This window comes from Acinetobacter sp. HA, from assembly GCF_000264725.1.
Lineage (GTDB): Bacteria > Pseudomonadota > Gammaproteobacteria > Pseudomonadales > Moraxellaceae > Acinetobacter > Acinetobacter schindleri.
This window is the reverse complement of record NZ_AJXD01000040.1, coordinates 1-22,231: the sequence shown is the minus strand read 5'-3', so window position 1 is coordinate 22,231 and position 22,231 is coordinate 1. Positions and strand designations below refer to the sequence as shown.

Below are 22,231 nucleotides of genomic sequence, written 5' to 3'. Positions count from 1 at the left end.
AAAAATGATTTATGAAAGAGGTCTATTAAACGTTTATTTTATTTATTTTTCAAGTATTTAATTTTTCCAAAATTATCTTACAAATTAAATTAATAATCCCAATTGATTTAACTTAACAACATGAAATCATTATGATTTTATCCATTCCAATTTTACTAAATTATAAAAATTAATAATTATTATCTTTTATTTATATAAAGCTCTTTATTTTAATAAAAATAATAGACTTAAGTCTAAATCTATTTATTATCTTAAGATAATCTTAAAATTTAATTCAATATATTAAATTAAATATTATAATATTTAATTTATCTTAAATATCTTTATATAAACCTTCAAATGTAAACCTAATTCAACAAATGCAATCTCCTGCATAGATTCTGTTATGAAATGTCAGGTCTTAGCCTATTTCTGGAAAATCTCCCTAATATATTTTTCTGTCATTACACTCAACAATGGACCTGAAAATATATGAATAATTATCCTGAAACCCCAAATTCAACCGAAACACAAGACCATCAGCCTGGTGTTCAGACTGCAATGAACCCAAAGCCAGAGATTATTAAACCTCACTATAAAGGTAGCGAGAAATTGAAAGGCAAAGTTGCTCTTATTACCGGTGGAGATAGTGGGATTGGCCGTTCGGTATCTGTCCTGTTTGCCCGTGAAGGAGCGGATATCGCGATTTGCTATCTGGACGAAGATCAGGATGCAAAAGATACAAAGAAAATGGTTGAAGCAGAAGGACAGCGCTGTCTACTGATCAAATGTGACTTGCAGCAACCAGAAGAAATTCAAGATCTGGTGAAACAGACTATTCAGGAATTCAAGACAATTAATATTCTGGTAAATAATGCAGGAGTACAATATCCGCAGAAAAGTATTACCGATATCTCTCCTGAACAGCTATATCAAACTTTTAACACCAATATTCTGAGTATGTTTCATTTAACTCAGGCGGTTCTCCCACATATGCAGGCAGGTGACAGTATTATTAATACCACCAGTATTACCAGCTATCACGGACATGATGAACTGATCGACTACTCCAGCACTAAGGGTGCAATTACCACGTTTACCCGTAGTCTTTCGACCAATTTGCTGAAAAACAAGACAGGTATTCGTGTTAATGGGGTTGCACCCGGCCCGATCTGGACCCCACTTATTCCAAGTAGTTTTTGATGAAGAAACCTTAAAAGAGTTTGGTAAACAGACACCGATGGGCCGCATGGGACAGCCAAGTGAAGTCGCTCCAGCCTATTTATTTCTGGCTAGTGAAGAAGCCAGCTATATCTCGGGTCAGGTGATCCACGTAAATGGTGGCAGCATTGTTAATGGCTAAATAAAAGCTTTAGGATAATGACTCTAGGGTCATTATCCTGTTCAAAATTAAGATTTTAAAATTGGCTTCATCTTTAAACCTAAAAATAAGTTAGATATAAATGTTCCAGTCATTTAATGAACTATAAAACAATTCAAACAAATCCTGACAGAAGCTTACTTTGCCTAAATCAAGTCCTTGTTATAGTCATTCCCATATTAGACCGCATGTGAGGATCAGCCTATGCCTAGAGGTGATAAATCTGCCTATACGGAAAAACAGAAACGGCAAGCTAAACATATTGAAGAAAGTGAGAAAGAACAAGGACGTTCTGAAGAAGAGGCTGAACGTATTGCTTGGTCTACAGTCAATAAACAGGATGGTGGCGGAAAGAAAAAGAAAAGTTCTGATCAATCGTAATGATTTTTTTAAAACATTTCATATATATAGGTGTTTAAAACATTTGTTTTAAGGATTGCTACAAAATATCAAATCCAAGCTGTTTTAAATTTAAGTTTCCAGTTTAACGATGGCAATTTTTCTCCTATCCATCTATCCAATAATTTTACTTATTAAATTTTAAATCTGACATAATCTTAGGTAAACATATGAAAATTTTGATTGTTCTGACCTCTCATGATCAACTTGGTGACACAGGCGAAAAAACCGGTTTCTGGCTAGAGGAACTAGCTGCCCCATATTATCGATTCATTGATGCAGGAGCCGAAATCACTTTAGTCTCCCCACAAGGTGGTCACCCGCCGCTTGATCCTAAAAGCAGTGCTGAAGATGCCCAAACTGAAGCAACCAGACGTTTTGAAGCAGATGCAACTGCCATGCGTGCTTTAGCCAATACCCATAAATTAAGCGAAGTAAATGCAGATGAGTTTGATGCCGTATTCTATCCAGGTGGGCATGGTCCGTTATGGGATTTAGCCAATGACTACACTTCAATCCATTTAATTGAAGAAACCTTGCAATCCAATAAGCCTATCGCACTGGTCTGTCATGCGCCAGGAGTACTGAAAAAGGTAAAAGATAGTGAAGGCCACTCCATTGTGTCAGGCAAATTAGTGACTGGTTTTAGCAATACCGAAGAAGAGGGAGTCGGCCTGACGAATATTGTTCCATTCTTGGTCGAAGATATGCTGAAGGAAAATGGCGGGAACTATTCCAAAGCTGATGATTGGCAAGTCCATGTGCAGCAGGATGGCTTACTGATTACCGGACAAAATCCAGCATCATCTGCAGCAACAGCGGATGCGCTGTTAGATTTATTAAATAATATCCTGAAGATGCCCATGAATAAATAACTCCTGATTTCTGCTCAATTCAGGATTTATTTAAACAATTAAATCATGACTTAAATCCATCAACCTTGAACGCTTTTCTCAACTCACGGCACATCAAATGGTGATGGATCCCATGTACCTCGTTCCAGTTCTCTTAATTTAAACCAGACATGCACAGATTCGCGCTGAAAATTCCGCATGACATAACTATAAAGCCTTTCAGAGATGGTGACTTTAAAACTCAATAATCGATGTAGCATGAAGGCTAAATCAAAATCGGCAATACTCCATTGTGAACTTAACCATTGATCGCCAATCAAAGCCTCACTTACTCTGGTTAATCGATCAATTTCCACTTGGGTATGCCGGTCTGGAATATAAGGTTCTGGTAATGGCTGAAAGATACCTGTGGAAGGCATATTTTGACATATCAGACTAAAATCAGATTTAAGCAATGCTTGTACCGCCCGACATTTAGCGCGCGCCCGAATATCTGCCGGATAAAGAGCCGGATAGTCAGGTGCTGGAAAAAGCTCATCCAGAAATTCAGTAATTGCCATGGATTCAAAAATTGACCAGCCATCCACAGATAAGCAGGGAATTTTTCCAGTTTTACAGATTCTTAGATAGGTATCTGATTTATTTTCATCCTTATCCAGATCGATTTTAATCTCTTTAAAATCGACATGTTTTTCTCTAAGGGCCACAAAAACCGACATGGCATAGGGACTTAATCTTTTACGATCAATATAAAGGCTTAGACTTTGCATAGCATGGCTCCCCTAATGGAGTTGTTATCAGTATATAAAACTATGGGATTGCATACGGTCATCAAGTTCCAAGTTATACCCAAACTGAAGTGAACAATAGCGGAGTATCTTTACAGAGTTTAAGCAATTGCAACCAAGCCACTGCTAAATGGAGGAGCTCATTGAGCTGCATTCAGCTTTCCAAGTCATATGATTCAAGTTAAATTAAATCATTTCTTTTGATCAGTCACCATCATGCTTAATTTTGACGAATTTCCAGACACGGTCTATGCCATCCAGCATCTTGCCTTTGAAGACCTTGGCGCGTGGGAAGATACTTTCTATCAGCTCGGCCTACGCGTACGTTATTTTGAAGCAGGGGTCGATGACCTGACCCAGGCATTTGAACATACAGGTCTGACGGTGATTTTAGGTGGTCCAATCGGCGTTTATGAAACTGAAGACTATCCTTTCTTACAGCAGGAAATAGACTTACTGAAAGTTCGTTTACAGCAAAATTTGCCGACTTTAGGAATTTGTTTAGGTGCACAGCTTATTGCGCATGCATTAGGAGCAAAAGTGTATGCAGGTCATAGCAAAGAGATTGGTTGGTCCAAGCTTAGCCTTACATCTGTGGAGAATAATCCACTAAAAAATCTGGAAAATCTTGAAGTATTACATTGGCATGGTGATACGTTCGACCTGCCCACAGAGGCTGAGCTTCTGGCAAGTTCTGCGGTCTATCCAAATCAGGCTTTCCGGATTGGCAGCAATATTCTGGCACTGCAATTTCATGCTGAAGTGGAAGCTGAGCGTCTGGAGAAATGGCTGATTGGCCATACCTGTGAGCTGCGTCACGCGAATATCGACATTGCAGCCTTACGTGCCGACAATCAGCAATATGCTGCTGCTTTAGAAGCTGTATCGGTATCCATCCTTCAAGAATTTCTAAAGCATATTCAAACCAGCTAATTTTTATTCTTCAAATTAAGTGGATGATAAAAGGATATTCTTTCAGATTAGCTATCTACTAATTTCTAGCAAAGCTTAATTTTCATCCATAAAAAAGCACCCTACAGGGTGCTTTTTAAATTTGTCTTTTCTTATTTTTTCGCAGCGGGTACAGATGCTTCAGTGGTAATGTTTACAGTAATTTTATCACCGACATTTGGCACATAAGCGCCCACATTGAAAGCTGAACGGTTAAATGACGTGGTCGCATTGAAGCCAATTGTTTGCAGTTTTGTCATTGGATGAACAGCCTGTTTATTTAATACTGCATCCAGCACAACTGGCTTGGTTACACCTTTTATAGTCAAATCACCGGTGATTTTATATTTGTTTTTACCTAAAGCCTGAACCTTGGTACTTTTAAACGTGATGTTTGGATATTTCTCTACATCAAAGAATTCTGCTTTTTGAATATGCTCATCCAGTGCTTTAACATTGGTATTAATACTTGATACCGGAATAGTTACATTTACTGATGAGTTAGCAGGCTTTTCATTATCAACCGTAATCGTGCCCTGAATATCACTAAAGTTCGCAGATGGTGTCGAAAAACCAAAGTGACTCCAGCTAAATACAGTCGCGGTATGGCCTGGATCAATGGTATACGCAACCGGCTTCGCCATAGAAAATGTTGCTACTGAAGCCAAAGTCAGGCCCAAAGCCAATGTCTTGAATTTCATGTCATAACCCTCTGTTTTGAATAGGTTCTAATCTAGCTTAATTAGAATTATTTGCACCGCTAAAGATAGAACGATTTGTTGCATGCATGGAACGGTAAAATTGTAAGCATGATGACTTTGTCAATATTAGGTCATCTTGTATTGAATAAAACCGGTTTTCTTGGCAACCTGCTCATAGAGCTGCTGTGCTTGTCGATTGCTCTCATGAGTTAACCAATACACTCGATCACATCCATGCTGTTTAGCATCTACATATACTTTCTCAATCAAGGCTCGTGCCACACCCCGCCCTCGAAAATCAATATGCGTATAAAGATCTTGCAAATAGGCATACGGCGTTAAAGTCCAGCAGCTGTCATGTTGAATGACATGCACAATGCCGATAACCTGCTGATTCAGAATCGCTGCGAATCCATACATATTGCCGAATGCAAGATCAGTAAGCCTTTGCCAGGTATGCTGATTTACCTCTTCACTGAGCTGAGTCTGATAAAAATTCTGGTAATCCAACCATAATGGCAGCCACTCCTGCTGTGTAATATTTTCTAGAGGCTCAATTTGAATCTGGTCTTGTATCATCATTTTTATACGATTCTTCTATTTCAAATAGATTCAATTAGCTTAGGCTATTTTGATGATTAAGATAAGATATGTTTTTATTTTACTCACGCCAATTTTTTAAAATATATCTATGACTCATACAGATGATTATTTTGGTACAAAAATAGCCCCATGTGAGGCTATTTAAGCCTTCAATTTTAAAGCTTTTCCACCAGAATACGGTCAATCTGCTTTAAACCAGAATGTTTTTCATGGTTCTTACGACGCACTTTAATAATTTTTTCAGCCGCCAGATCCTGAAGTAACAGCTCAACTGCCATCATTGCTTCAAGAGGCAGATCCTGCCCGATCCATTTCTGTTCGCCTGCATCCATTAAAGTAATTTCATCGTTAATTTGTTCATACAAGCTCATGTTTATCTCACTCTTTCATTTCGACTATGGGAGAACTTTTTAGCAGTTGCCACATGAAAACAACACTAAAAAGTGAAAAAACAAAAGACGCCCCAAAACTGGGGCGTCCTTTAAAAACTGTTTAATCAGTTGATTAAGCAGTAATCTCTTTTACAGCTGCTACAACTGCTTCAGTGGTAATACCGAAGAACTGGAACAGATCTTTCGCAGGTGCAGATTCACCATAAGTAGTCATACCAATCACACGACCGTCAAGACCTACAAATTTCCACCAGTAATCCACATGTGCAGCTTCTACCGCTACACGTGCACGAATCGCTGCAGGGAGAACTGCTTCACGGTAAGCAGCATCTTGCTTCATGAATTCTTCAGCGCATGGCATAGAGACTACACGTACACCTTCAAGTTGTGCATACGCTTCCATTGCCAGAGATACTTCTGAACCCGTTGCAATAATGATCGCTTTCAATTCGCCTTTTTCTTCAGCCAGTACATAACCACCTTTCGCAGCGTTCTCGATTTGTGCTTGAGTACGGGTCTGGAATGGCAAGTTTTGACGAGAGAAGATTAATGCCGTTGGGCCTTCTGAACGCATTAAAGCTGATTTCCAGGAAATCGCGGCTTCAACAGTGTCACATGGGCGCCATGTATTCAGGTTCGGTGTACCACGTAAAGATGCGATTTGTTCAACCGGTTGGTGTGTTGGACCATCTTCACCTAGACCGATTGAGTCATGCGTATAAACATGAATTACGCGCTGTTTCATTAGAGCAGACATACGCACTGCATTACGTGCATATTCCATAAACATCAGGAATGTTGCTACATACGGAATGAAACCACCGTGTAGTGCTACACCATTGGCAATTGCAGTCATACCAAACTCACGTACGCCATAGTGTACGTAGTTACCTGCAGGATTGTCCTGTACGCCTTGCGCACCTTTCCAAAGGGTCAGGTTAGAGCCTGCAAGGTCAGCAGAACCGCCAAGCACTTCAGGCAAAGAAGGTACAAGTGCTTGCAACGTATTTTGGCTTGCTTTACGTGTCGCAATCGTTTCTTCTTTTGCATTTACTTCAGCAATGTAAGCATCTGCTTTTGCAACAAAGTCAGCTGGAAGATCACCAGAAATACGGCGTTTTAATTCAGCTGCTTCAGTTGGGTATTTTGCTGCATAAGCGGCAAAAGTTTCATTCCAGGCTGCTTCAGCTTGTGAACCTTTTTCTTTGGCATCCCATGCTGCATAAACTTCAGCAGGAATAACAAATGCTTCGTCTGACCAGCCAAGCGCTTCACGAGTCAATACGATTTCATCATTACCTAAAGGCGCACCATGACAGTCTTCTTTACCCTGTTTGTTTGGTGAACCTAAACCAATCACTGTTTTACACATGATGATGGTTGGTTTGTTCGCTTCAGCTTTCGCTTCTACAGTCGCTTGACGGATTGCATCCGCATCATGACCATCAACTTTGATGACCTGCCAGCCATAAGATTTGAAACGTTGCTCTGTATCGTCAGAGAACCAGCCTTCAACTTCGCCATCAATCGAAATGCCGTTGTCATCATAGTAAGCGATCAGCTTGCCTAGACCCAAAGTACCCGCTAATGAACATGCTTCATGAGAAACACCTTCCATCAAGCAGCCATCGCCCAGGAAGCAGTAAGTAAAGTGATCAACAACTTGAATATCGTCTTTGTTGAATTGCGCAGCAAGCGTTTTTTCAGCCAGTGCAAAACCTACGGCATTGGCAATACCCTGGCCTAATGGACCAGTAGTGGTTTCAATACCAGGTGCATAGCCCAATTCCGGATGACCTGGAGTTTTAGAATGTAATTGACGGAATGATTTCAAATCTTCGATTGAAAGATCATAGCCCGTTAAATGAAGAAGAGCATATTGCAGCATTGAGCCGTGACCGTTCGACAATACAAAACGGTCGCGGTTCGCCCAATTCGGGTTAGTCGGGTTATGGCTTAAAAATTCGCGCCAAACCACATCAGCGATGTCTGCCATCCCCATTGGAGCACCTGGATGTCCTGAGTTTGCTTTTTGCACAGCATCCATTGCCAATACACGAATTGCGTTTGCAACACGACGTTCATTAAGCGGGGTTGTCATAAATCAGTGTCCAAATAATTCAGAAATAGAAAATGATGAAAAGACTTTCAAAACTGCTGCATATTGTCTTAAAAAAACAGCGAGGGGTAAAGACCAGCCTACAATATTTATCACTTTATTGTTGTTTAGATTGGTCAACGTACATTTAATCTACACTTTTAAGTACAGGCACCGATTAATACTCAATTTTCATCACAATAAAAACCCTAATTTTCTTATGTTTTACAAGCGAGTTCCCTTCTATCAAATTTTTATTATTCTCTTGAAAAGGTCAGCCACTTAAATATACATATATGGCTTTTATTGATTCAAATTATTTCCCTCATCGGCAGGACTAAAAATAAACTAAAGCTCGCTGCTGTATTGTACCTTTTGCCCTCTTCTTCGTTTTCAGTAAATAAGGCCTAGTCTGTAGGCTTATACATGCAATGAAATTTTATAAATTTTAGATCAAAGTCTCGATGCAATCCTTCTATATATTATGTGCCGATCAGATTAATAGCGTTTAGCTCATTAACCTTAGCTTAAATCATCACGATTGATGGAGTGGTTTGCGACAGTAAAATGCATTTTCAAACAATAAGATTGCTTCTTCTTTGGAAAAATTAATCTAAGGTATAAGAAGCCTAGCTCTGCTGCTACAAAAAATGACCAAAAAAAGCTGCCATATTTTTATTGAGCAAAACATAAGCAAAAGCCACTGATATAAGCGGTATATCAGTTTTTCAAATACCAGTATTCAAATAAAAACAAATTAAATTGAAACAATTTCAGCCAATTTTACCGTTCAAACCTAGTCCTTCGACGCAACACGATGTAACATATCGGGTCTTTAAATTTAACTGTGATAGGACTTATGCGCGAGTACGCTGTATTTACCTCGGAATCTGTAAGCGAAGGCCATCCAGATAAAATGGCTGACCAAATCAGTGATGCTATTTTGGATGCAATCTTAAAAGAAGACCCATATGCGCGGGTTGCTTGTGAAACGCTTGTAAAAACGGGTGCGGTTGTACTTGCCGGTGAAATCACAACAACTGCAAACGTCGACTTTGAAGCGATCGTACGTCAAACCGTAAATGGCATTGGTTATCATCATTCTGATCTTGGCTTTGATGGTTCAACCTGTGCTGTGATCAACATGATCGGTAAACAATCTCCTGAAATTGCTCAGGGTGTAGACCGTCAAAAGCCAGAAGATCAAGGTGCCGGTGACCAGGGCCTGATGTTTGGTTATGCCAGCCGTGAAACTGACGTATTAATGCCTGCGCCAATTTCTTATGCGCACCGCCTAATGGAAAAGCAGGCTGAACTACGTCGTAATGGCTCATTACCATGGTTACGCCCAGATGCGAAAAGCCAGGTAACTTTCGCTTATGAAAATGGCATGCCGGTACGTTTAGATGCAGTGGTCCTTTCAACTCAACATGATCCTGAAATTTCACAGGCGAACCTGAAAGAAGCTGTGATTGAAGAAATCGTGAAGAAAATCATTCCAGCTGAAATGTTCCATGCAGAAACCAAATTCCACATCAACCCGACCGGTATGTTCGTAATCGGTGGTCCTGTAGGTGACTGTGGTCTGACTGGCCGAAAAATCATTGTAGATACTTACGGTGGTATGGCGCGTCATGGTGGTGGTGCATTCTCTGGTAAAGATCCATCGAAAGTTGACCGTTCTGCTGCTTATGCAGGTCGTTATGTAGCGAAAAATATCGTTGCTGCTGGACTTGCTGATAAATGTGAAATTCAGGTGTCTTATGCAATTGGTGTGGCTGAGCCAACTTCTATTTCAATCAATACCTTTAATACCGGTAAAGTATCTGACGAGTTGATCGTTCAATTGGTTCGTGAGCACTTCGATCTGCGTCCATATGGTATTACCCGTATGCTAAACCTGATCCAGCCGATGTATAAGCAAACAGCAGCTTATGGTCACTTCGGTCGTGAAGGTTCAGATACTGCGTTTACCTGGGAAAAAACAGATAAGGTTGAAGCATTACGTGCTTCTGCTGGACTGTAATTTTTCTTGCTTAAAAAGCCTGCCTTAGAGCAGGCTTTTTTGTTTTCAATAGTTTATAAAATAGTTGACAACATTTACACGAACGCCACATTTTGTAGCATTCTGAAGCACGTGATTCCGATAATATTTTTATATCAGTGATCTATGACAACAAAAGGATATAACACAATGAATAAACTTCTTATTGCTTTAGGTTTGGCGACAACTGTGGCACTTGTAGGCTGTAGCAAGGAAAAACAACCTGAAACTGGCGCAACTACAGGTGAGCACCTGGAAAATGCTGCAGAACAGGCAGGTCATGATATGGAAGATGCGAGCCGCGAAGCTGCAGCTGAAACCGACCAAGCTCTGGATAATGCAGCAGCAAATACAGCGGAAGCAACAGATAGAGCAGCTGCAAGTGCTGAAGCTGCAGCCCAACGTGCTAAAGAAGCAGCCAAAGATGCAACCGCCTCTGTTGCAGGTTCAGTTGAAGAAGGCGCAGCAAAAGTACGCCAAGAAGCTGAAAATTAATTCTGGTTACTTGATTCTTTTTCAAGGCTCCAGTGCCTTAAAAAGCCTGCATTTTGCAGGCTTTTTTATTCTCTCATCTATCTTTTCAGATTTAATACCTGGAAAAGAGAAGCCTGAAGCCGAACTCAGCCAATTGACCTGGATTTATATTATGCATGGTTTAGCTCAAGAACTGGCGTGAGGTTGCAATATAGCTGGATCATCATGCATTGGAGCCTTGGCCCGTGCTTGGGATGAGATCAGTGTTCATGCCAATACCACCGCTAAATCATTAAAAACTAGCAGACCAGCTACCCTTGTCTTTTCTGTACGAACATTATTTCCCACGTCTTAAATCTTGCTCAGTCTTAAGCAACTGATCTCAGCTGCCGCAATAATGGTAGGTATGTTTTCACTAGCAATTTTAGACGCGATTACCAGCTTACTTTACCAAGACGTTAAAGCTAAGTGCCAGTTAATATATTCCCTTTTTTGCTATCGCTGCCATGTTGTTCCTTTATTGGAATATCTCGCTCTTTCACATCAATCTGACTTAACACCATATAAGCTAAATTGATATGAAGAATCAGATATTGGAATGTAAATTCTAGGTTTTGGACTCGCTTTGAAAAAACAGGCCTGTAAAATGACACACTTTATTTTTTGATATTTTATCTCTCCTATGTCAGTGATTGCTGCATCCTCAAACCGCTCTAATATATCGGTTTGGGTATCATTTATTTTACTTGCTTTAGGTACGGTCGGTGCCTATCAAATCGTAGGGCTGAATCAGGCGCTTTTATTCCTGGTCGGTGGCGCCTTGGGCATGACCCTGTACCATGCTTCTTTTGGTTTCACTTCTAGCTGGCGTGTGTTTATCAAGGAACGCCGCGGTCGTGGGTTACGCGCGCAAATGATTATGCTCGCTCTGGCAGTATTGCTTTTCTTTCCCGCCCTTGGTGCTGGTGAGCTGTTCGGTAATCCTGTCAAAGGTAATGTTAATCCCGTTTCCATGTCAGTCATGATTGGTGCCTTTATTTTCGGTATTGGCATGCAGCTCGGTGGCGGCTGTGCATCAGGTACGCTCTATACCGTTGGTGGTGGTAGTGCGCGTATGCTGGTAACTCTGTTCTTCTTCTGTGCAGGTTCGCTGATTGCAACGTCTCATCTCGACTGGTGGTTTAATCTGCCACATCTGGCACCCATTTCGATTGTGAAAAGCTTCGGGGTAGTACCTGCCCTGTTACTCAGCTTTCTAGTATTTGCAGTTATTGCCGCTGCGACTGTGTTTCTCGAAAAGAAACGCCATGGCAGTCTGGAAGCTGAACCACAAAGCCAGTATCAAGGTTGGAAACGCTTTCTTCGTGGTCCATGGCCATTGATCTGGGGCGGTATCATTTTAACCCTGCTTAACTTTGCGACTTTGGCACTGGCTGGACGTCCATGGGGGGTAACTTCTGCCCTTGCCGTTTGGGCAGCGAATCGGCAAGTTTCGTAGGTGTAGATGTTGCTTCTTGGGCATATTGGCAGCAACCAGGCAATGCTAAAGCATTATCAGAATCACTGTGGTTTGACATCACGTCGATGATGAACTTTGGCATCATGCTTGGCGCCCTGCTTGCTGCAAGTCTGGCAGGTAAATTTGCACCGAATTTCAATATTCCAAAACGTTCATTACTGGCAGCAGTCATTGGTGGCTTGATGCTCGGCTACGGCGCACGTTTGGCTTATGGTTGTAACATTGGCGCATATTTCAGTGGTATTGCTTCGGGCAGTGTACATGGCTGGTTATGGCTGGTATTTGCCTTTGTGGGGAATGGTATTGGGGTAAAACTCCGTCCGATTTTCTTCCCGGGCGAAAAACCTCAGCCAGAAAAACTGACCGGCTGTTAATACTCCAACATAAAGAAGCCCATCTGATGATGGGCTTCTTTTATGCACTGAATAATTTTAAAAATTTATAGTGCCGCTTTTAGATTACAACCATAGTTCATGGTTTGTTGTACCTGACGATAGCTGGTATAGCGATCCAGAATAAAGGTATAGAATTGATCAGCCGTTGAGAAATTCGCTTTAAGATCTTCTTTTTCTGTATTTGGCAGCTGAATATCATTCACTAAATTAAGATTGTAATGTCCCAGTCGATACATCTCGGCAAAATAGCCATTCATCATATCGCAATAGGCCATTTTACTGGACTTAAGTGCTGTGCTTGCGACCAAATGCTGATTCAAGGTTCTCAGGTTATTTACATCTAAAGGGAACTGATGCGCAAAGGCAATACTTTCGACTTTCTTAAACTGGCTAAAGTCAGTTGCCAGTTTTTGATTGAGGGTATCAAAGCGTTGCTGTAATTCCTGAGCATTTTTAACCTGATACTGAGCGGGGTCGACCTCAACCTTTTCGGGTTCTTGCGAACATGCAGTCAACGTCAAGCCTAGCGCCAATGTACTCAGCCATACCTTCATAAACACATCACTCAATCAAAAAACAATAACGTTCTGATTATGCCTGAAAATCCTGAAGCATGTGTTTCAAAGTGCTTTTTCATTCATATATCGCCAATAGCGTTTAGGTACATATTGAATATGCAGCTTCATATTCTTACGTGCCTGAATATTCACACTATGAAAATAGTCTTTCCAAAGCTGGTCATAGAGTAATTCCTCATCATCCAGTTCAACGCTGAAAGACTGACTATGTCCAAGCCGGACTTGTGGATCTATCTGTACGGCATTCATTTCTACCTGATGTAATTTTTTTAAATCATAGTAGATACCATATTTGCGCTGTTCATCATAAATCAGCCAGGTCTGATCCTGGTAACGTTCCTTGAAGTGTTTGCTAATAATCGGTAGCACATTAAAATCTGGCTTGATCAAACTTAAGAACAAACCATCCTGACATTTTTTGAAACGCACAAAAGCTTCCATCCGGTGCTTTTCGCGTCCCACCTGTTTTGCCCATTGTGACATACCCAATACCGCAGCATGACCATAGTCTTGATCCACTGGACGCTGACTCTGAAAAACATATATCGCAAAGTCAAACAGGACCTGAAAAGCCTGTTCTTGCTCCGCCAAAAAGGTATAGTAAAAAGCCCTCAAGCTGCCTGAACCGACTTTCTGCTTTAAGCCTTGCCAGACACGCTGGCCATGCGCATCATTAGACGCCACATGAATAAAATCATCAAACAGACCATTTTGTGCATGTGGATTGGCAGTAATTCTGACCTCAAATTCACGAAATTCAAAAGCACGAAATACACAGCTCAATAGTCCTGTCATCGTGCCATCAAAATAGTAACAGGCCATCAGAACCCTAATCCCAGTTGAGGTGAAAGTTGCTGCTGATATTTTGAATAACCCGACTGCAATATCTGCTGCCGAATCTGTTGTGATTGCTGTTCTTTTTTAAATTTTGGTGTATCGGCGCAGTGGATAAAATGCTGCGCACGGTTATAAGCTACCCCCATACGTTTCAGCTGATCAATATGAATCTGACCAAAACGGCGCGCCTGAACGATTTTTTTGGCTGAGCGTACTCCGATTCCCGGTACTCGCAGAATCATTTTATATTCGGCTCGGTTAATATCGACTGGAAAGGCTTCCGGATGACGTAATGCCCAGCTGAGCTTCGGATCAATATCCAGTTCCAGATTCGGATGCTGATCATCGACAATTTCTTCAGCATCAAAACCATAAAAACGCATTAACCAGTCAGATTGATACAGCCGGTTTTCACGTAATAATGGTGGCGCTGAACCCACGGCCGGTAGTGCTTTTTCTTCAGCATTAATCGGGATATAACCGGAGAAATATACCCGTTTTAGCTTGAATTCCTTGTAATGCCGATCCGCCATCAGAATAACATCACGATCCGTTTCACTATGCGCCCCAACCACCATTTGTGTAGTCTGGCCTGCCGGTACGAATTTGGGTACAGCCTTGATGATTTTACTTTCGTCTTTCATTTGAATCAGAAGATCACGCACAATGCCCAGATCTTTCTGTACTTCAGCATGAGTTTTCTCTGGGGCAAATTTTCGTAATCCATCTTCTGTTGGCATTTCCAGATTGATACTCATCCGGTCCACATAGAGACCTGCTTCAGTAATAATTTCCTGCGAAGCTCCCGGAATGGTCTTAAGATGAATATAACCATTAAAGTTTTCTTCCAGCCGCAGTTTCTTGACTACCTGCAGCATACGCTCCATGGTGTAATCGGCAGACTTAAAGATACCTGAACTCAAGAACAGCCCTTCAATATAATTACGACGATAGAAGTTCATGGTCAGATCAACCACTTCCTGCACGGTAAAAGCGGCCCGTTTTACATCATTGGAACGGCGCGAAACGCAATACGAGCAGTCATAAATACAGACATTGGAAAACAGGATTTTCAGTAAGGAAACACAACGGCCATCTTCAGTATAGCTATGACAGATCCCGTTGCCGGTATTGCCTAGACCTTTATCTTTATTCTTTCGATTACTGCCGCTAGATGAACAGGACACATCATATTTGGCAGCATCAGCGAGAATCTGTAATTTTTCACGTATACGATCAGACATGAGTTTAGGAAAATTTAACTAAAACAGTATTATAAAACTGCAGGATTTCATCTACTATGCAATCGATCAGTACAGCGACAATGAGTGTCGTCGCAAATGTAATGCTTATGTAACTATAGTCGAATATTTCAAAATAAAATAACCAATATGATTTGCTTAATTTTCAAGGCGAAGGCACAGTAAGGTGATAACAAGGAGCAAAGCCATGTCTTTATTGGAAAAATTAGGCATTAAACACCCAATTCTGTTAGCACCCATGGCCGGTGTCTCCACACCTGAGCTGGCCGCTGAAGTCTCTAATCAGTGTGCTTTGGGTTCATTAGGATTAGGTGCCAGTAGCGTACAGTCTGCGCGTGAACAGATTCTTAAAACTCAGGAGCTGACCGATCAGCCTTTTCAGGTCAATTTCTTCTGCCATAAAACTGAAGACTTAGATGACACTGTCGCTCAAGCCTGGATCGAGCAGTTCAAGGATAAATTCGCCCAGTTTGGTGTAGAACCACCCAGAACCTTGAAATGCATTTATCCAAGCTTTAGGGACAATGATGATTTCCTGAATCTGGTTCTGGAAACACGTCCAAAAGCGGTGAGTTTTCACTTCGGTATTCCGCATTCGCATCAGGTTCAAGCACTTAAAGAGGCTGGAATTATCACCATGGTTTCTGCGACCAATCTGGCTGAAGCACGTGCGATCGAGGCTGCTGGCATTGATGTGGTGATTGCTCAAGGTATTGAAGCAGGTGGGCACCGTGGAATTTTCAGCACCAAATTTGATGCCTCAGTCAAAACTTCGAATTTAATCAAGCTGATTAAACAGTATTGCTCCTTGCCTATTGTAGCCGCTGGGGGCATTATGGACGGCTATCAGGCACGACAGATGCTGGAGTTTGGTGCTGAAGCCGTTCAGCTGGGAACGGCATTTGTACAGTGCAAAACCTCTAATGCCAATGAAGCCTATCGTAAAGCCTTGTTATCTAAACCATTGACTCAAGTGACTGCAAGCATTTCTGGTCGTCCTGCGCGTGGCATTATCAATCACTGGCATACTGATATCGACACCCCGGATCGCCTGGATGTACCAGCCTATCCATATACTTATGACCTGGCCAAGCAATTACATGCAGCAGCCGTTCAACATGGCGATCATGGCTATGGCGCTTTCTGGGCTGGCTCAAACGCCGCACAAACACGCGAAATGGAAGCTTCGGACCTGGTTAACCAGCTGATTCTGGAGATTAAACATCGAGAATAAGCAGTTTTTCTTCTCATTAAAATAAAAAAACCTCTCAATATTGAGAGGTTTTTTTATGCGTAACAGAATTTAGCGAGTCGCACGATGCCATGCATCTTTCACTGCAAACTTGGCTTCTTCCCAATTGAGACGGGAGTCACCTTTAACCTGTTCCCATTTGGTACGCAAATCAGGTTCAGCTTCATTAAATTCTTTACCATTGTAATATTCACGGTTTTCATAACCGAGGCGATATGCACCACGATAATCTCGATCATAGTCCAAATCACCATAGACATTACGGCTTTCACTATAATAAGGCGTCTGATGATGCTGTTCACGCCAGTAGTGATCATCGTCCTGTAAATTCTCTGAACCTGAAAGTGCAATACCTTCTGGTGTATCTAGCGTAGGTCGTGCTGATTCTGCCATTTCATTTCCAGCTAGGCCACCTACCACTCCCCCAACAAGGCCGCCGACGACTGCACCTGCAGGACCACCGACTGCTCCAATCGCCGCACCTGCTGCAGCGCCACCTAAGGTTCCAGCACTGGTCGCCACAGGATGATCACCCGCTTCATTCATATCGGGAACACGATGGCTTTCGGTATCTGGTAAATTTAAATCTGGGCGTGCACTGCCTGAAGTGGTTGGGCTGCTTTTCAATGCTTCATCATCTCTTAATACATCAGTCCGTTCTTGAGACAAATCACGATGTGAAGCTGGGTTAATATCTGAAACTGGTCGATTGGTATTTGTCATTCTAAATCTCCCTTGATCTTTTATAGCCAAGATGGAAATCTCATCTTGTCTTTGATTTATTTATAATAGAGAAAATTCAGGTTAACACTGTCCAAGTCCTGTCCGGTTTCAGTGAATATATACTACGCTATGTACCTGTAGACTACGGATGTAACAGACATGTCTAAATTGCATGAATAAACATCAAATAAGTATAGTTTTTATAACCAGATAATTATAATTTTTTGAAATCCTCAATTTTGTATTTATTCATGAATAGTCGTTTTAAATACATTATCCACTTACCCATTTTCAATGATGACTGTCAGATACCTCGGATATAATAGACGTATTAAAAATAGCTAGTCTTAATTTAAAGGATTCAGACTAATGCTGTAAAGCAAATAAAGGTTAGATTTGTATTTATAGAACAATAAAAAACCTCTCCGAAGTAGAGAGGTTTTATCTAAAAATGTGGTTTAGCGAGTTGTGCGATCCCATGCATCTTTGACTGCATATTTAGCCTGTTCCCAGGTCAAACGAGATTCACCTTTGAATTGCTCCCATTTGCTTCGCAAGTCAGGTTCAGCTTCATTAAATTCTTTACCATTGTAATGTTCACGGTTTTCATAACCGAGTTGGTAAGCCCCGCGATAATCACGATCATAGTCCAGATCCCCATGCACATTGCGGCTTTCACTATAATAAGGTCTGCTCTGATACTCTTCGCGCCAATACTTATCATGGTCTCCTAATAGACTGGAATTTTCAATACCATGGTCTGGATGATCTGGTGTTGAAATATCCTTACCTGCGATTCCGCCAAGTACGCCGCCAACGACTCCGCCAATCAAGGAGCCTCCTGGTCCACCCACCATACCAAGTGTTGCGCCAATGGCCGCTCCACCCACACTTCCGGCACCGGTTGCCAATGCCTGATCTCCAGTTTTAGCCTCTTTCTCATCTGGATCAAGGGTTCTTATAGTATCTACTGGATTTAAATTAGGATCAGTACCTTGTGCGATTGAAGGATCCATTTTCACAACTTCTTCATGTTTTATTGCGTTATTGTCCTCAACCAGATCGGTTTGAGTAGTCGGATTAATCTCTGAAACTGGACGATTAATATTTGTCATTCTGATTCTCCCTTGATTTTATTTAGACAAAATTGGAATTCATCTTGTATATGTCCTTTATCATAGAGAAAATTCAGGTTAATACTGTCCAAGTCCTGTCCGGTTTTAGTGAAGTTAGTACTTAACTCTGTACAGGTTTTCCATCATGTAAACGCCTACTGTATTGCATAACATAGATATAAAAAAGGTACTGTTTAAACGACAGTACCTTAAGAAGGAATTCATTTCAGGTAATGTGGAAAATCAGGTTGTTTCCAGAAGATTCACCTGCTCGACCTGCACATCACTCATGATCTGACCATACTCCAGCAGGTTATTGAAATAGTCTTCTACCACTTTATATTGATCTGCGGTACTTTCCACCTTATACATATTTTGACGAAACTCATTACTGGAACGCAGACCTTTGGTATACCAGGCAATATGTTTACGGGAAATTCGGCAGCCAGAATATTCACCGTAAAATTCATACAGTTCAGCCAAGTGACCCAGTAAGACCTCTTTAACTTCGGCAATACTTGGTGCAGCCAGCTGTTCTCCAGTCTTTAAATAATGTGCGATTTCACGAAAAATCCATGGACGTCCCTGCGCTGCACGTCCAATCATCACCGCATCGGCACCAGTATAATCCAGTACATATTTGGCCTTTTCTGGACTGTCGATATCTCCGTTCGCAATCACGGGAATATTCAACATCGCTTTGACATCTTTAATCAGTGAATAGCGCGCTGTGTTTAAATACATATCTTCGCGGGTACGGCCATGTAATGCCAAGGCCGCAATACCGGCTTCTTCTGCCCGCTTGGCCACACGCATGATATTTTCCTGACCATTTAAATAACCCAGACGGGTTTTTAAAGTCACGGGGACATCAACTGCAGCAACAACGGCATCCAGAATACGTGCAACCAGATCTTCATCTTGCAGTAATGCCGAACCAGCCAGCTTGTTACAGACTTTTTTAGCTGGGCAACCCATATTAATATCAACAATTTGTGCGCCGTTCGCAACCTGATACCGTGCCGCCTCTGCCAGATCACGCGGATCTGAACCGGCAATTTGTGCAGAAATTGGCGCCAGTTCGCCATCGAAATTAGCACGGTACAAACTTTTCTTACTCATGCGCAGGGTTTTGTCTGAAGTCATCATTTCACTAACAGCATGACCTGCACCAAAATATTTGCATAGTGTACGGAACGGACGGTCTGTCACGCCTGCCATGGGAGCAACAATCAAATTATTTGATAGTTGATACGGACCAATATACATATAAATTCATCACTTTGTTGATGAGCATAGTATACTGCATCTGCCTTGATCGCTCATCTGCTGGAATCTGATTTAGACAACATGAACAACACACTTCACCGAATTTTTACTGTTAAATCGTGGTCTGTCCTTGCTTTATCCCTAAGTCTTGCTGGCTGTGGCAATGGTTCCTGGTGGTCTTCTGATGAGCCAACTATGGAAGCTGACCAGATACCTAAAGCGATTCCATCACGTGTCAGCAATCGTGATTCATGGGCTAAAGATATCTATGATATTACCGAACAACTGGGTATTCCCCAAACTAAACAGAATATCTGTACCATCGTCGCAGTGGTGGATCAGGAATCTAATTTCCACGCAAATCCAACTGTTGCTGGTCTGGGCGAAAAAGCAGTAAAAGAAGTTCAAGGCCGTCTGGAAGAAAAATTTACCGAGAAACTTGGTGAAAGTATCGGTGGAACAGTTGCAGGATATTTCCAGGATGTTCTGAAGAATCATCCCACTCCGGATAACAACTATCTCAGCCAGATGCGTAAGGTTAAAACTGAACGTGAACTGGATGAACTGTATCGTGAAATATTTGACTATATGGCCAAACATTATCACGTGAGTGCCCTAACGGGTGCAGCCAAACTCTTTGGTCAAAACATCGGCGAAAAGCTTAATCCGATTACGACTTTAGGTTCGATGCAGGTGCATATTAGCTATGCCAAGGAGCATAAGCGTCAAGGTGGCAATATCGCTGAACTGCGTACCGATCTGTATAGTCAGTATGGCGGTCTGTATTATGGTATTCATCGTCTGATGATGTATCCGGCAGATTATGATAAACCGATCTATCGTTTTGCCGACTATAATTCAGGCATGTATTCCAGTCGTAATGCTGCCTTCCAGAGCATGCTCAATGACCTGACTGAAGCCGAACTGGATCTGGATGGCGATCTCTTGCTATATAGCAAAGATGGCAGTATCCGCTCTCAGAAAAGTCAGTCTGAACGTGAATTAATCAATGTATTTGCCAAGCATAATTTCATTATTACTGAGCGTCAGATCCGTTCTGACCTGAAGAAGGAAAAGGAAAAGGATTTTGAAGACACCATGACCTATCGTGGTGTAGCGAAACTATATCAGGAACAAACGGGTAAAGAACCTTTTTATGCCATCATGCCTGAAGTGGTGATTTCTGGACCAAAATTGAGTCGTGATTACAATACCAACTGGTTTGCTAGCCGTGTAGATGGCCGTTACCAAACATGCATGCGCAAAATCAAAAACCTCAAGCTCTAGCCTTATTTGACTTTGATGGCACCCTGTATCCACATGACAGCTTTACAGGGTTTATTTTTTCTGTCCTGAAAAAACGACATATTATTTGGCGTGGTCTGAAAATTTTGCCGTGGATTACTGCTTATTATCTCAAACTCTATCCTGCTCATCGCATGCGACCAAAGCTTTATTTAGCCATGTTTAAAGATGCTGATGTAAAAATAATTTACCCTTTAGCATTGCAATACGCGAATAAGATTTTAGGGAATCTTGACCCTGCCCTGTTTGAGCAGCTGAAAATGCATCAAAAGTTAGGACATAAAGTTATACTGGTTTCAGCAACCATTGATCTATATCTGGAAATGATTGCTAATACTCTAAGTATTGAGCTGCTCTGTTCCAAAGTGGAAATCAAAAATGGAAAATTGACAGGGAAATATCTAACACCCGACTGTAGCTGTTTGCAAAAGAAATTACGGATTTTAGAAGCAATCAATCTTGTAGATTACGAGACGATTTATGCTTATGGGAATAGTGAGGAAGATAAGGAAATGCTGAGTTTAGCGCAGCATAGCTATATGGTGGGCTTTGACAAGAAATTACCCGTATTAGAAAATCTAAATACTATAAAAAAACTCTCAAATTAATATTCTTTAAATAATAAATGTATTTTCAAGTTGAAATTATAATTAAATATTCATGATACATAATTAAATATAAAGATAATTTAAGCTGGTTATTTAAATTTTTAAACAGAATAGACTAAATAATAATTTTTCATATTTATATAAATAAAATCTAATACTTATAACTTTAGTCTATAAATATCATAACACGCCATTTATCGTGATACATTTCACACAAATAACCTAGTACAGCGATTTAATTTCATTAAGGCAATGTAACTATGAATCAATTTAATCCCCCCAAATACATAAGAAATCTATATATCCAATACGGTGAAAATCCTTTTATTTTGCTATCAAAATTTATTTGTGCTGCACGTCGGCATAAATGGAAAAAAGAAGAAAGCGATCGCGTCATTTCAGCCGCAAAGAAAGGAAACTAGGCAGAGTAAAACTTGAAGTGCGACATAAACCACCTAATTAATTTAAAGGGTTTATGGAGGGCAGAGTAAAACTTGAAGTGCGACATAAACCACCTAATTAATTTAAAGGGTTTATGGAGTATATAAAATTGTCATACCATCATCTTAACTTTGAAGATCGTACTGCATTAATGCTTGAGTCAAGAAAAGAAGGCTTTTCAGCCAGAAAATTTGCTGAACTCATTAAAAGACATCCTAGTACGATCTATCGTGAGCTTAAAAGAAATAGCATCAATGACGTTT

Annotated in this window: 21 protein-coding genes and 2 pseudogenes; 12 read left to right on the top strand and 11 right to left on the bottom strand. The window is 41.0% G+C overall.

All coding sequences use genetic code 11. The annotated features are described in order from the left end of the window. Positions 1-471 precede the first annotated feature (471 nt). The 3 genes and pseudogenes from HADU_RS08730 to HADU_RS08720 all read left to right on the top strand — a co-directional run bounded on the left by HADU_RS08730 (position 472) and on the right by HADU_RS08720 (position 2,634). Positions 472-1,342 (top strand): annotated as a pseudogene (locus HADU_RS08730) (SDR family oxidoreductase). A 222-nt stretch (positions 1,343-1,564) separates the two neighbouring features. Further along, a complete protein-coding gene (locus tag HADU_RS15625; protein WP_008305424.1) occupies positions 1,565-1,741 on the top strand; it encodes a hypothetical protein in 177 nt (58 codons plus the stop codon). A gap of 188 nt (positions 1,742-1,929) precedes the next feature. Continuing rightward, complete coding sequence (locus HADU_RS08720) at positions 1,930-2,634, top strand: type 1 glutamine amidotransferase domain-containing protein (protein WP_008305422.1); 705 nt, start codon at positions 1,930-1,932, stop codon at positions 2,632-2,634. A gap of 83 nt (positions 2,635-2,717) precedes the next feature. On the opposite strand, the gene yfcF is transcribed toward HADU_RS08720, so the two are convergent. Beyond that, positions 2,718-3,383, bottom strand: a complete 666-nt coding sequence (gene yfcF / locus HADU_RS08715) for a glutathione transferase (protein ID WP_008305420.1) — start codon at positions 3,381-3,383, stop codon at positions 2,718-2,720. Between the two features lie 234 nt (positions 3,384-3,617). Here yfcF and HADU_RS08710 point away from each other — a divergent pair, with 234 nt between their 5' ends. Beyond that, positions 3,618-4,334 carry a glutamine amidotransferase gene (locus tag HADU_RS08710; protein ID WP_004894303.1) on the top strand — a complete coding sequence of 239 codons (717 nt, stop codon included), beginning with the start codon at positions 3,618-3,620 and terminating at the stop codon, positions 4,332-4,334. A gap of 131 nt (positions 4,335-4,465) precedes the next feature. Here the strand turns inward: HADU_RS08710 and HADU_RS08705 are convergent, their stop codons facing one another. From HADU_RS08705 to tkt, 4 genes are all read right to left on the bottom strand, one after another. Then, positions 4,466-5,053: a YceI family protein gene (locus HADU_RS08705; protein ID WP_004894301.1), complete on the bottom strand. Its 588-nt coding sequence runs from the start codon at positions 5,051-5,053 to the stop codon at positions 4,466-4,468. A gap of 126 nt (positions 5,054-5,179) precedes the next feature. Continuing rightward, the gene (locus HADU_RS08700) at positions 5,180-5,635 is read right to left on the bottom strand and encodes a GNAT family N-acetyltransferase (protein WP_004894298.1); all 456 of its coding nucleotides are present in this window, start codon (positions 5,633-5,635) and stop codon (positions 5,180-5,182) included. A gap of 176 nt (positions 5,636-5,811) precedes the next feature. Further along, positions 5,812-6,027, bottom strand: coding sequence for a hypothetical protein (locus HADU_RS08695; protein WP_004812556.1), 216 nt, complete (start codon positions 6,025-6,027; stop codon positions 5,812-5,814). Between the two features lie 133 nt (positions 6,028-6,160). After that, positions 6,161-8,149 (bottom strand): transketolase, encoded by a 1,989-nt coding sequence (gene tkt / locus HADU_RS08690; protein WP_004894294.1) that lies wholly within the window; start codon positions 8,147-8,149, stop codon positions 6,161-6,163. A gap of 856 nt (positions 8,150-9,005) precedes the next feature. Here tkt and metK point away from each other — a divergent pair. The 4 genes and pseudogenes from metK to HADU_RS08675 all read left to right on the top strand — a co-directional run bounded on the left by metK (position 9,006) and on the right by HADU_RS08675 (position 12,557). Then, positions 9,006-10,172 carry a methionine adenosyltransferase gene (metK, locus tag HADU_RS08685; RefSeq protein ID WP_004812553.1) on the top strand — a complete coding sequence of 389 codons (1,167 nt, stop codon included), beginning with the start codon at positions 9,006-9,008 and terminating at the stop codon, positions 10,170-10,172. Between the two features lie 168 nt (positions 10,173-10,340). Further along, positions 10,341-10,685 (top strand): hypothetical protein, encoded by a 345-nt coding sequence (locus HADU_RS08680; protein WP_004812551.1) that lies wholly within the window; start codon positions 10,341-10,343, stop codon positions 10,683-10,685. Then, a complete protein-coding gene (locus tag HADU_RS15510) occupies positions 10,642-10,866 on the top strand; it encodes a hypothetical protein (protein WP_155756519.1) in 225 nt (74 codons plus the stop codon). The genes HADU_RS08680 and HADU_RS15510 overlap by 44 nt, the downstream gene beginning before the upstream one ends. A 480-nt stretch (positions 10,867-11,346) precedes the next feature. Beyond that, positions 11,347-12,557, top strand: a pseudogene (locus HADU_RS08675) (YeeE/YedE family protein). 65 nt (positions 12,558-12,622) lie between these two features. On the opposite strand, the gene HADU_RS08670 reads toward HADU_RS08675, so the two are convergent. The 3 genes from HADU_RS08670 to HADU_RS08660 form a co-directional block, all read right to left on the bottom strand. Beyond that, on the bottom strand, positions 12,623-13,132 hold the full coding sequence (locus tag HADU_RS08670; protein ID WP_004812548.1) for a hypothetical protein: 510 nt from the start codon (positions 13,130-13,132) through the stop codon (positions 12,623-12,625). Between the two features lie 66 nt (positions 13,133-13,198). Beyond that, entirely contained in the window at positions 13,199-13,978 is a 780-nt protein-coding gene (locus HADU_RS08665; RefSeq protein WP_008305414.1) for a TIGR03915 family putative DNA repair protein, read from the bottom strand. Further along, the gene (locus HADU_RS08660; protein WP_008305412.1) at positions 13,978-15,237 is read right to left on the bottom strand and encodes a putative DNA modification/repair radical SAM protein; all 1,260 of its coding nucleotides are present in this window, start codon (positions 15,235-15,237) and stop codon (positions 13,978-13,980) included. Before HADU_RS08660 ends, HADU_RS08665 begins: the two co-directional genes overlap by 1 nt. 205 nt (positions 15,238-15,442) lie before the next feature. Between HADU_RS08660 and HADU_RS08655 the strand changes: the two genes are divergently transcribed. Then, entirely contained in the window at positions 15,443-16,489 is a 1,047-nt protein-coding gene (locus HADU_RS08655; protein ID WP_008305410.1) for an NAD(P)H-dependent flavin oxidoreductase, read from the top strand. Positions 16,490-16,558: 69 nt separating this feature from the next. On the opposite strand, the gene HADU_RS08650 is transcribed toward HADU_RS08655, so the two are convergent. The 3 genes from HADU_RS08650 to dusB all read right to left on the bottom strand — a co-directional run bounded on the left by HADU_RS08650 (position 16,559) and on the right by dusB (position 19,614). Next, a complete protein-coding gene (locus tag HADU_RS08650; protein ID WP_004894274.1) occupies positions 16,559-17,230 on the bottom strand; it encodes a glycine zipper domain-containing protein in 672 nt (223 codons plus the stop codon). Positions 17,231-17,688: 458 nt separating this feature from the next. Beyond that, complete coding sequence (locus tag HADU_RS08645; protein WP_008305409.1) at positions 17,689-18,345, bottom strand: hypothetical protein; 657 nt, start codon at positions 18,343-18,345, stop codon at positions 17,689-17,691. 243 nt (positions 18,346-18,588) lie between these two features. After that, on the bottom strand, positions 18,589-19,614 hold the full coding sequence (gene dusB / locus HADU_RS08640; RefSeq protein ID WP_008305408.1) for a tRNA dihydrouridine synthase DusB: 1,026 nt from the start codon (positions 19,612-19,614) through the stop codon (positions 18,589-18,591). A gap of 81 nt (positions 19,615-19,695) precedes the next feature. On the opposite strand from dusB, the gene HADU_RS08635 reads away from it, so the two are divergent. From HADU_RS08635 to HADU_RS15295, 3 genes are all read left to right on the top strand, one after another. Further along, positions 19,696-20,901 (top strand): DUF1615 family protein, encoded by a 1,206-nt coding sequence (locus HADU_RS08635; protein WP_026056709.1) that lies wholly within the window; start codon positions 19,696-19,698, stop codon positions 20,899-20,901. Next, positions 20,868-21,527 (top strand): HAD-IB family hydrolase, encoded by a 660-nt coding sequence (locus HADU_RS08630; protein ID WP_008305407.1) that lies wholly within the window; start codon positions 20,868-20,870, stop codon positions 21,525-21,527. Before HADU_RS08635 ends, HADU_RS08630 begins: the two co-directional genes overlap by 34 nt. 535 nt (positions 21,528-22,062) lie before the next feature. Further along, a partial coding sequence (locus tag HADU_RS15295; protein WP_008305406.1) for a helix-turn-helix domain-containing protein occupies positions 22,063-22,231 on the top strand: 169 nt, incomplete at its 3' end.

What these genes read in the sequence shown, in the direction of transcription:
- HADU_RS15625 (WP_008305424.1), top strand. Translation starts at nt 1,565, where the DNA reads ATGCCTAGAGGTGATAAATCTGCCTATACGGAAAAACAGAAACGGCAA.
- HADU_RS08720 (WP_008305422.1), top strand. Translation starts at nt 1,930, where the DNA reads ATGAAAATTTTGATTGTTCTGACCTCTCATGATCAACTTGGTGACACA.
- yfcF (WP_008305420.1), bottom strand. Translation starts at nt 3,383, where the DNA reads ATGCAAAGTCTAAGCCTTTATATTGATCGTAAAAGATTAAGTCCCTAT.
- HADU_RS08710 (WP_004894303.1), top strand. Translation starts at nt 3,618, where the DNA reads ATGCTTAATTTTGACGAATTTCCAGACACGGTCTATGCCATCCAGCAT.
- HADU_RS08705 (WP_004894301.1), bottom strand. Translation starts at nt 5,053, where the DNA reads ATGAAATTCAAGACATTGGCTTTGGGCCTGACTTTGGCTTCAGTAGCA.
- HADU_RS08700 (WP_004894298.1), bottom strand. Translation starts at nt 5,635, where the DNA reads ATGATGATACAAGACCAGATTCAAATTGAGCCTCTAGAAAATATTACA.
- HADU_RS08695 (WP_004812556.1), bottom strand. Translation starts at nt 6,027, where the DNA reads ATGAGCTTGTATGAACAAATTAACGATGAAATTACTTTAATGGATGCA.
- tkt (WP_004894294.1), bottom strand. Translation starts at nt 8,149, where the DNA reads ATGACAACCCCGCTTAATGAACGTCGTGTTGCAAACGCAATTCGTGTA.
- metK (WP_004812553.1), top strand. Translation starts at nt 9,006, where the DNA reads ATGCGCGAGTACGCTGTATTTACCTCGGAATCTGTAAGCGAAGGCCAT.
- HADU_RS08680 (WP_004812551.1), top strand. Translation starts at nt 10,341, where the DNA reads ATGAATAAACTTCTTATTGCTTTAGGTTTGGCGACAACTGTGGCACTT.
- HADU_RS08670 (WP_004812548.1), bottom strand. Translation starts at nt 13,132, where the DNA reads ATGAAGGTATGGCTGAGTACATTGGCGCTAGGCTTGACGTTGACTGCA.
- HADU_RS08665 (WP_008305414.1), bottom strand. Translation starts at nt 13,978, where the DNA reads ATGGCCTGTTACTATTTTGATGGCACGATGACAGGACTATTGAGCTGT.
- HADU_RS08660 (WP_008305412.1), bottom strand. Translation starts at nt 15,237, where the DNA reads ATGTCTGATCGTATACGTGAAAAATTACAGATTCTCGCTGATGCTGCC.
- HADU_RS08655 (WP_008305410.1), top strand. Translation starts at nt 15,443, where the DNA reads ATGTCTTTATTGGAAAAATTAGGCATTAAACACCCAATTCTGTTAGCA.
- HADU_RS08650 (WP_004894274.1), bottom strand. Translation starts at nt 17,230, where the DNA reads ATGACAAATACCAATCGACCAGTTTCAGATATTAACCCAGCTTCACAT.
- HADU_RS08645 (WP_008305409.1), bottom strand. Translation starts at nt 18,345, where the DNA reads ATGACAAATATTAATCGTCCAGTTTCAGAGATTAATCCGACTACTCAA.
- dusB (WP_008305408.1), bottom strand. Translation starts at nt 19,614, where the DNA reads ATGTATATTGGTCCGTATCAACTATCAAATAATTTGATTGTTGCTCCC.
- HADU_RS08635 (WP_026056709.1), top strand. Translation starts at nt 19,696, where the DNA reads ATGAACAACACACTTCACCGAATTTTTACTGTTAAATCGTGGTCTGTC.
- HADU_RS08630 (WP_008305407.1), top strand. Translation starts at nt 20,868, where the DNA reads ATGCATGCGCAAAATCAAAAACCTCAAGCTCTAGCCTTATTTGACTTT.